The organism is Kitasatospora sp. NPDC059577, assembly GCF_042735475.1.
Taxonomy (GTDB): Bacteria; Actinomycetota; Actinomycetes; order Streptomycetales; family Streptomycetaceae; genus Kitasatospora.
Window position 1 is genome coordinate 75,717 of sequence record NZ_JBHWBZ010000018.1, and the last position, 8,217, is coordinate 83,933.

The 8,217-nt window shown below is 76.2% G+C and carries 5 protein-coding genes; 3 read left to right on the forward strand and 2 right to left on the reverse strand.

Translation table 11 applies throughout. The features are described from left to right. Positions 1-156: 156 nt before the first annotated feature. Positions 157-1,077 carry a TetR family transcriptional regulator gene (locus ACFV0O_RS16970; RefSeq protein WP_380342034.1) on the reverse strand — a complete coding sequence of 307 codons (921 nt, stop codon included), beginning with the start codon at positions 1,075-1,077 and terminating at the stop codon, positions 157-159. Between the two features lie 242 nt (positions 1,078-1,319). After that, positions 1,320-3,095, reverse strand: coding sequence for a 3-hydroxyacyl-CoA dehydrogenase family protein (locus ACFV0O_RS16975; protein WP_380342037.1), 1,776 nt, complete (start codon positions 3,093-3,095; stop codon positions 1,320-1,322). A gap of 545 nt (positions 3,096-3,640) precedes the next feature. Between ACFV0O_RS16975 and ACFV0O_RS16980 the strand changes: the two genes are divergently transcribed. The 3 genes from ACFV0O_RS16980 to ACFV0O_RS16990 all read left to right on the forward strand — a co-directional run bounded on the left by ACFV0O_RS16980 (position 3,641) and on the right by ACFV0O_RS16990 (position 8,189). Beyond that, positions 3,641-6,352, forward strand: coding sequence for an MXAN_6230/SCO0854 family RING domain-containing protein (locus ACFV0O_RS16980; protein WP_380342040.1), 2,712 nt, complete (start codon positions 3,641-3,643; stop codon positions 6,350-6,352). 76 nt (positions 6,353-6,428) lie between these two features. Beyond that, positions 6,429-7,883, forward strand: a complete 1,455-nt coding sequence (locus tag ACFV0O_RS16985; protein WP_380342043.1) for a glutamine synthetase — start codon at positions 6,429-6,431, stop codon at positions 7,881-7,883. 3 nt (positions 7,884-7,886) lie between these two features. Further along, a complete protein-coding gene (locus ACFV0O_RS16990; protein ID WP_380342046.1) occupies positions 7,887-8,189 on the forward strand; it encodes a hypothetical protein in 303 nt (100 codons plus the stop codon). The last annotated feature ends 28 nt before the right edge of the window (positions 8,190-8,217 follow it).

The window sequence follows — 8,217 nt, forward strand, 5'->3', positions numbered from 1 at the left end:
ATCCAATATCTATATCTCCCGTGTTGTCTCTCTCTCCGTCGCCAACCACATCTCCCACACGGGGGTGGTCCGCGGTCGGCTCTCCACCCACCCCCCCCCGCCCTCCCCCGGCTGTCGCCCCCTTCGATACCGCTCTGACCTGCGTAAATGCCGGTCCTATGGTGTGCGGGCACTGCTCAGCGCGGCCCGGATGCTGTCCACCACGACGTCCAGTGGGGCGTCCGTCCGGGCGACTGTGATGAGCACCTCACCTCCGGGGCTGGCACTCAGTGCGCTCTCGGCCAGGAGGTCGTCAGGCGTCCCACTGGCACCGGGTGCCACCACGGATCCCCGGCGTCTGGCACCCGGGGCGCTGGCGGCCCAGAAGGTCCGCCGGATCACCTCGAAGGAGTGGTCCAGCTGCGCCTCCACGTCCCCCCGGCCGCCGGCCCGCAGCCAGCGCCGCAGCACGTGGTTGTGCGCCGCGACGACCGCCGCCGCCGACACCTCGGCCAGCATCGAGTCGTCCTCGCCGCCGCGCTGCCACCCGGACGGGATGGACTCGCCGGTGTCGAACCGGCCCAGCAGGTACCGGGTGAACAGCCGCTCGTAGCGGGCCACCACCGCGATCTCCCGCTCCCGCAACGCGGGGACCTGACGGATCAGCTGGTACCGCGCGACCGACACCCCCGGGGTGGAGGCGTACATCCGCAGCACCTCCTTGATGCCGCGGCAGACCACGTCCAGCGGGTGCTCCTCCGGCTCGGCGCTGGCCAGCAGGTCGGCCACCCGGACGAGGGTGTCGTCGTGGTCCGGGAAGATCGCCTCCTCCTTCGACCGGAAGTACCGGAAGAAGGTGCGCCGGGCGACCCCGGCGGCGGCCGCGATCTGGTCGACCGTGGTCTCCTCGTAGCCCTGCGAGGCGAACAGCTCCATCGCGGCCGTGGCCAGGTCCTGGCGCATCTGCTGGCGCTGCGCGGCCGCCCGGCGGCTGCCCGGACCACCCTCCGGCCCGGTGCCCCCGGTCGAGGGGGCCGTCCGGTCGGTGCCGTGCGAACCGGCGGGGTGCTGCGGGGAGGCTGACTGAACCCGATCCATGTCCGGAACGCTACACGCCCCCGGGGGCGCGGCCGCGGGCCTTCCCCGGCGCACCGGCGCGACCGGGCCGGTCACGGCCGGCCGGGGCCAGCGCGAGGACACCGTCCCCGGGCTCCAGCCGGGCCTGGTCCCGGGCGGGGCCCCGTGCTGCGCCGCGCCGTTGCCGAGGGCCGCACCGCCGTACGGAGGGGGCCCGGCGGGCGGGCCGGCCGGATGCGGGCCGCCACCGGGCTGCGGGGTGGTCACCGGCGCGCGTGGTCGCGGAAGCCGCGGCCGGTCTTGCGGCCCAGGCAGCCCGCCGCGACCAGGTGCTCCAGCAGCGGCGCGGCGGCCAGGCCGGGCTCGCGGAACTCCTGGTGCAGCACCTGCTCGATGGTCAGCGAGACGTCCAGGCCGACCACGTCCAGCAGTTCGAACGGGCCCATCGGGTAGCCGCAGCCGAGCTTCATCGCGGTGTCGATGTCGTCCACCGTCGCGTAGTGCTCCTGCAGCATCCGCACCGCGTCGTTCAGGTAGGGGAAGAGCAGCGCGTTGACGATGAAGCCGGCCCGGTCGCCGCACTCCACCGGGTGCTTGCGGACCTTGGCGGTCAGCTCCAGCACGGTCGCGGTGACGTCCGGGGCGGTCAGCACGGTGGAGACCACCTCGACCAGCTTCATGGCCGGCGCCGGGTTGAAGAAGTGCATGCCGATCACGTCCTGCGGCCGCGTGGTGGCGGTCGCGCAGCTGATCACCGGCAGCGAGGAGGTGGTGGTGGCGAGCACCGCGCCCGGCTTGACGATCTTGTCCAGGGTGGCGAACAGCTCCCGCTTGACCGCCAGGTCCTCGGCCACCGCCTCGACCACCAGGTCGACCTCGGCCAGCTCGGCGTACTGGCCGACCGGGGTGACCAGCGCCAGCGCGGCGTCCCGCTGCTCGGCGGACATCCGGCCCTTGGCGACCGAGCGCTCCAGGGACTTGGCCAGCTGCGCCTTGGCCCGGTCCGCCTTCTCCGCGCTGCGGGCGGCCAGCAGCACCGGGTGCCCGGCCTTGGCGAAGACCTCGGCGATGCCGGTGGCCATGGTGCCCGAGCCGCAGACGCCGACGGTGCGGACCTCGCGGCCCGGCACCTTCGGCAGGGCCGGCCCGGTGGCCGCGTCGACGGCGCGGGACGAGCCCGGCGCCTCGTAGGTGTAGAAGCCGCGGCCGGTCTTGCGGCCCAGCAGCCCGGCCGAGACCAGCTGGCCGAGGATCGGGGCGGGGGCGTGCAGGCGGTCCCGGGACTGCTCGTACATCGCCTCCAGGACGGTGCGCGCGGTGTCGACGCCGATCAGGTCGAGCAGCGCCAGCGGGCCCATCGGCAGGCCGCAGCCGAGCCGCATCGCGGCGTCGATGTCCTCCCGCGAGGCGTACTTGGACTCGTACATCGCGGCGGCCTGGTTCAGGTACGCGAACAGCAGGCCGTTCACCACGAAGCCGGCCCGGTCGCCGGCCGCCACCGGCTCCTTGCCGAGGTCCCGGGCGAAGGCGGCGGCGTCCTCGGCGGTCCGCGGGGAGGTCAGCACCGTGCGGACGACCTCGACCAGCTTCATGGTGTGCACCGGGTTGAAGAAGTGCAGGCCCAGCACCCGTTCGGGGCGGGCGGTGGCGGCGGCGATCCGGGTCACCGAGAGCGCGGTGGTGCCGGTGGCCAGCACGGTGGTCTCCGGGCAGATCCGGTCCAGTTCGGCGAAGACCTCCCGCTTCAGCTCCAGCTGCTCGGGCACCTCCTCGATCACCAGGTCCGCGCCGGCGGCTGCCGCCAGCTCGTGCCCGACGGAGATCCGGGCGAGCAGCCCGGTGCGCTCGTCGGCGGTGAGCCGCTCACGGTCGACCGCGTGCGCGGTCGCCTCCTCGATCCGGGCCAGCGCCCGGGCGGCGGAATCCTCGGTGGCCTCGATGCCGATCACCCGGCGGCCGCTCTTGGCGACCGCCACCGCGACGCCGGCACCCATCGTGCCGAGGCCGACGACCGCGACGGTGGGGAAGGGACGCTCCATCTGTCCTGACTCCTAGTCATGAAGGGCCCGCGCGTGCTCCGGCGGGCACGCCGCCGCGCCCGTACGCCGGGGGCGGCCGCCGCCGGAGGAGGGTCCACGCGCGGGGGCTTGGGGAGATGACGGGGTGCGGCCCACCCGGACGGCGGCCGGTCCGCTCCGGCCGAACTGCGCAGGTGTGCCGTGGTACTCAGGCGCTCGAAGGTGAAGGAAGCGGCTCTGATACGAGGAGAAACCCGGCCGCCGCGGTGCGCGGCACCGGCCGGTGAAAGCGCACCGCGCGGGTGCCGCAGACGCGGCGACCCGCAGCCTCCCGCCGGTGCGGCTCCCGAAGCCCGGCGGTGGTGCGTCCGGCCACTGTAGCGAAGCTACTCGCCGGTAGGAAGGGGGCGTGGGCGGAAAACCGTTCGGGCGCGCGGCCGGCCTTCGCTAGGGTGCTCGACGCGGGGGCGGCTCCGCGGCGTGCTTCCTTCTCACTCATCTCCAAAATGACCCGAGTGCGCCCACTCTCCGCCCCCGCTTTGTCGTACCTACCCGGGGGAAGAGCAGTGAAGAAGCAGCGCGCCGACGCGCCCGAGACCGGACTGGACACCTACCTGCTGCGCCGTCACGGCACGGTCCTGGTCGCGGCCGGGGCACCGCCCGAGGAACCGCAGCCGCTGACGGCCCGCGGCCTGGTCGTCCTGGAGGCCGACCTCGCCGAGCGCGGCCACGTCCTGACCCGCGACCTGCGCGTCGCCCTCGGCCGGCTGCGCCCGGCCGACCTCGCCGCCGCCGGCACCCGGCTGCTGCGCGAGATCGACGCGACGCTCGGCGCCGACCGCCGCCACACCCCGCTGTTCCGCCGCTTCCCCGAGGGCGTGCCCGCACACGCGCACGCCTCCTACTCCTCGATCATCCGCGGCCACCTGCTCTGCCAGAGCAGCCAGATCTGCCTGGTCTGCGAGCGCGACAGCCTGACCGCCGGCATCGGCGCCCTCGCCCCGTGCGCCCACCTGCTGTGCGGCGACTGCTACGAGGACCTGATCGAGTCCTCCGGCGGCCGCCACTGCCCGGTCTGCGCCGCCCCGCTCGAACGCGAGCGCCGCCTGCGCACCGACACCAAGGGCGCCCGCGTCGTCGCCGCGAACCTGCGCCCCGGCCCCGCGCTCAAGCCCCTGCGCCTGGCCCGCTCCGCCGCGGCGCCCGGGCTCGCCGGAACCGCACTGGCCGCCCTGCTCGGCCGCCGGACCCCGCTGAGCCCGCAGGACCGCGAGGACCTCGCGCTGCTCCTCGACCACGCCCCGGCCGACCCGGCCGCCTGGCTGCCCGCCGAGATCCCGGTCCGGGAGAGCCGCGCCACTGTGCTGGCCGCTCTGCTGCGCCGGGACCCGGAGCGCGCCCGCCCGCTGCTCGCCGGCCACCTCACCACCGCCACCGACGTGCTCCGGCTGATCTGGGCGTGGTCCGGCGCCGAACCCGACCTGCTGCCGGCCACCGCCCGCACCCTGCGGCTGCGCAACCTGCCCCGGCCGCTGCGCCGCGAACTGCTCGCCGTCCTGGACGCGTTCCCGGTCGGCACCCTCGCCGAGGACCTGCGCCGCCACCGGCAGCCCTGGCTGCGGGCCGGCGAACTGCTGCACCCGTACGAGCACCGCGCCCGCTTCCCCTACGCGGCCGCCGCCTTCGCCGTGCTCCGGCAGAGCGACCTCGACCTGCACGGCCTCGGCCCGGAGCTGCGCGCGGCGCCCGCGCCGCTGCGGGTGCGCGAGACGCCGGGCGGCCACACCCGGCTGACCGTGGAGACCTTCGCCGCCGCGGTCGAACACGCCCTCCAGCAGGGCGACCTGCCCACCGCCGTCCGGCTGCTGGCCCGCCGCCCGGGCGAGTTGGTGCGCCGGCTGCACCACCTGCTGCGGGTGCACGAGACCTGGTCCCCCGGCGAGCCGATGCCCGCCGACCTCGCCGGGGCGCTGCCGGCGGCACTGCGCGCCGTCGCCCCCGGACCGCTGCTCGGCGCGTACGGGCGGCTGCGCGCGCCGCGCGAACACGGCGAGCGGCGGCTGTACTTCCCGCGCGGCCGGGTCGCCTCGGCGCACGCCCGCCACGACTGGGGCACGCCCGTCCCGGCCGGCCTCGCCGCCCCGGTCCGTGCCCTGATCGAGGCCGAACTGCTGCGCCGGGCCGAGCGGTCGGCACGGGAGGAGGGCCGCTACGAGGTGGCCGTCCTGGACGCCGCGCTGGCCGACCTGGTCGTGCCCTTCGCCGAGCGCGCCAGTGCCAGGACCCTGGTGGCCGTGCCGCGCGGCAGCGTGCAGCGGATCCCGGACGGGCAGCTGCTGCGGCTGTTCGTGCACTGGATGCAGCGCCCGCACCAGCGGGTCGACCTCGACCTGTCGGTCGCCTTCTACGACGAGGAGTGGCAGTTCACCGGCCTGTGCGACTACACCCGGCTGGTCCTCGGCCCGCGTGCCGCCGTCCACTCCGGGGACTTCACCACCGCTCCGCCGCCGCACGGCGCCACCGAGTTCGTCGACCTCGACCTGCCGGCGCTGGGGGAGGCGGGTGCCCGGTACGCCGTGGTGGTGGTGTTCAGCTACAACGACGTCCCGTTCGAGGACCTCACCGACGCCTTCGCCGGCTTCATGGCCCTGACCCCGTCCGAGGCGGCCCGGCAGCGCACCGGCAGCTTCCACCCCAAGAGCGTCCGGCAAAGGCTGGACCTCGCCGGGGACGCCAGGATCTGCGTGCCGATGATCGTCGACCTCCGGACCCGCAGCTACACCTGGACCGACCTCAACGCCGGCTCCCACGCCGGGTTCCACAACCTCGACCGGCACCACGCCCGGATCGGCTCGCTGGCCCGGGACGTCCTGACGCACTTCGCCCCCGGCGCCAGGGCCACCCTCTGGGACCTCGCCTGCGCCGCCGCCGCGACCGGCAGCGACGAGGTGCTGGTCCGCGACCGGACGGGCCTCGGACTGGGTGTCTACCACCGGGGCGCGGACGAGCCGGTGGCCGACTTCGCGGCGCGCCTGCGCGGGCGCCACGAGAGCGACCGGCGCACCGAGCAGCCGCCGGACGACACCGCCCGGCTGATCGCCGAACGCCTCACCGGCGCACGGGCGTTCGCGGCCCTGGTGCACGCCGACGTGCCGGTCCCGGCCGGGGCGCACGGGACGCTCTACCGGCTCTACCCGGGCCCGACGGACGCGGCCCCGGACGCCCTGGAACGGATCACCGCGGGGGACCTGACGGCCCGGTTCTCCCCGAACGGGTGAACGGGTGGACGGGCCTCCGTTTGGACCACCCGATAGGGGAGTTACGCGGGCCCGACCGGCGGGGCAGCATGGTGACATGACCATCGGAACCGCCGCCGGCCCCACCGCGCCCGGCCCCGTCCACCCGGCCGGTGCGGCCGGGTCGTTCGGCCCCGTCGCGGCCGTCGCGCTGCCCCCGCGCGCCGAGCGGGCCGAGCAGGCCCAGGAGGCCGCCGACCGGCTGCGCACGGCCGCCGTCGACGCGGTGGCCGTCACCTGGGTGGACAACGCGGGCATCACCCGGGTCAAGGCGGTGCCGCTCGGCGGCCTGTCGCACGCCGCGCAGTGGGGCATCGGCGCCGCACCCTGCTTCGACGTCTTCCTCGCCGACGACACGGTCACCACCAGCCCGGTCATCGGCGGCCCCACCGGGGACCTCAGGCTCTACCCCGACCTGGAACGGGCCGTCCCGCTGGCCGCCCAGCCCGGCTGGGCCTGGGCCCCGGCGGACAGGTACACCCAGAGCGGCGCCCCGCACCCCGGCTGCCAGCGGCTGTTCGCCCGCCGGGCCGAGGCCGCGGCGGCCGCGCGCGGGCTGGGCCTCAAGGCCGGCATCGAGGTCGAGTGGGTGGTGGCCCTCGCCGGCTCCCCGCAGGAGGAGCCGCGGTACCCGACGCACGGCCCCGCCTACGGGATGCACCGGCTCACCGACCTCTCCGACTACCTGCGGGACGTCCTGCGCGCCCTCGCCGAGCAGGGACTGGACGTCCTGCAGATCCACCCCGAGTACTCCCCGGGCCAGTTCGAGGTGTCGGTCGCCCCCGAGGGCCCGGTCGGCGCCGCGGACACCTCCGTCCTGGTCCGGCACACCGTGCGGGCCGTCTCCGCCCGGCACGGCCTGCGGGTCTCCTTCGCGCCGGTGGTCGAGGCGGGCGCGGTCGGCAACGGCGGCCACCTGCACCTCAGCCTCTGGAGGGACGGGCGCAACCTCGGCCACGGCGGCTCCGGGCCGCACGGCCTGACGGCCGAGGCCGAGGGCTTCCTCGCCGGGGTGCTCGACGCCCTGCCCGAACTGCTGGTGCTGGGCTGCTCCAGCCCGGCCGGGTACCTGCGGCTGGTGCCCTCGAACTGGGCCGGCGCCTACCAGTGCTGGGGCCTGGAGAACCGCGAGGCCGCGCTGCGCCTGGTGACCGGCTCCACCGGGGAGCGGGCCGCAGCGGCCAACGCCGAGGTCAAGTGCTTCGACGCGAGCGCCAACCCGTACCTGGCCGTCGGCGCGGTGATCGCGGCCGGTCTCGCCGGGCTGGACCAGCGCCGGGCGCTGCCACCGGAGTTCACCGGGGACCCGGCGGCGGCCGAGCCCGGCACGGTCCCCCGGCTGCCGGACGGCCCGGCCGGGGCGCTGGCCGCCTACGAGCGCTCGGCGGTGCTGCGCGAGGCGCTCGGCGAGCCGCTGTACCAGGCGGTGCTGGCGGTGCGCCGGGCCGAGGCGGAGCAGTACGCGTCCGTGACGCCCGAGGAGTTGGCCGCGGCCACCCGCTGGCGGTACTGACCGGTGCCCCGGCCGGAGGCGCCCGCGCTGGTCGACCACCACTGCCACAGCGTGGTGGCGGCCGACCTCGCCGACGACGCCCTGGCCGCGCTGCTCACCGAGTCGGACCGGCCACCCGCGCCGGGCTGCTCGCCCTTCGACAGCGCGCTCGGCCTCGCCGTACGGCGCTGGTGCCCGCCCGTGCTCGGCCTGCCCGTGCACGCCCCGGCCGTCGACTACCTGGCCCGGGGGGGGGGGGGGGGGGGGGCCGCGGCGCCCCCCCCCGCCCCGCCGCCGGGCGGGCGGCGGGGCGCGGGGGGGGGCTGACCCTGTGCGCCCGCCGCGGCGCCGCGGC

Coding starts and splice junctions, on each gene's coding strand:
- ACFV0O_RS16975 (WP_380342037.1), bottom strand. CDS start 3,095: ATGGAGCGTCCCTTCCCCACCGTCGCGGTCGTCGGCCTCGGCACGATG.
- ACFV0O_RS16970 (WP_380342034.1), bottom strand. CDS start 1,077: ATGGATCGGGTTCAGTCAGCCTCCCCGCAGCACCCCGCCGGTTCGCAC.
- ACFV0O_RS16985 (WP_380342043.1), top strand. CDS start 6,429: ATGACCATCGGAACCGCCGCCGGCCCCACCGCGCCCGGCCCCGTCCAC.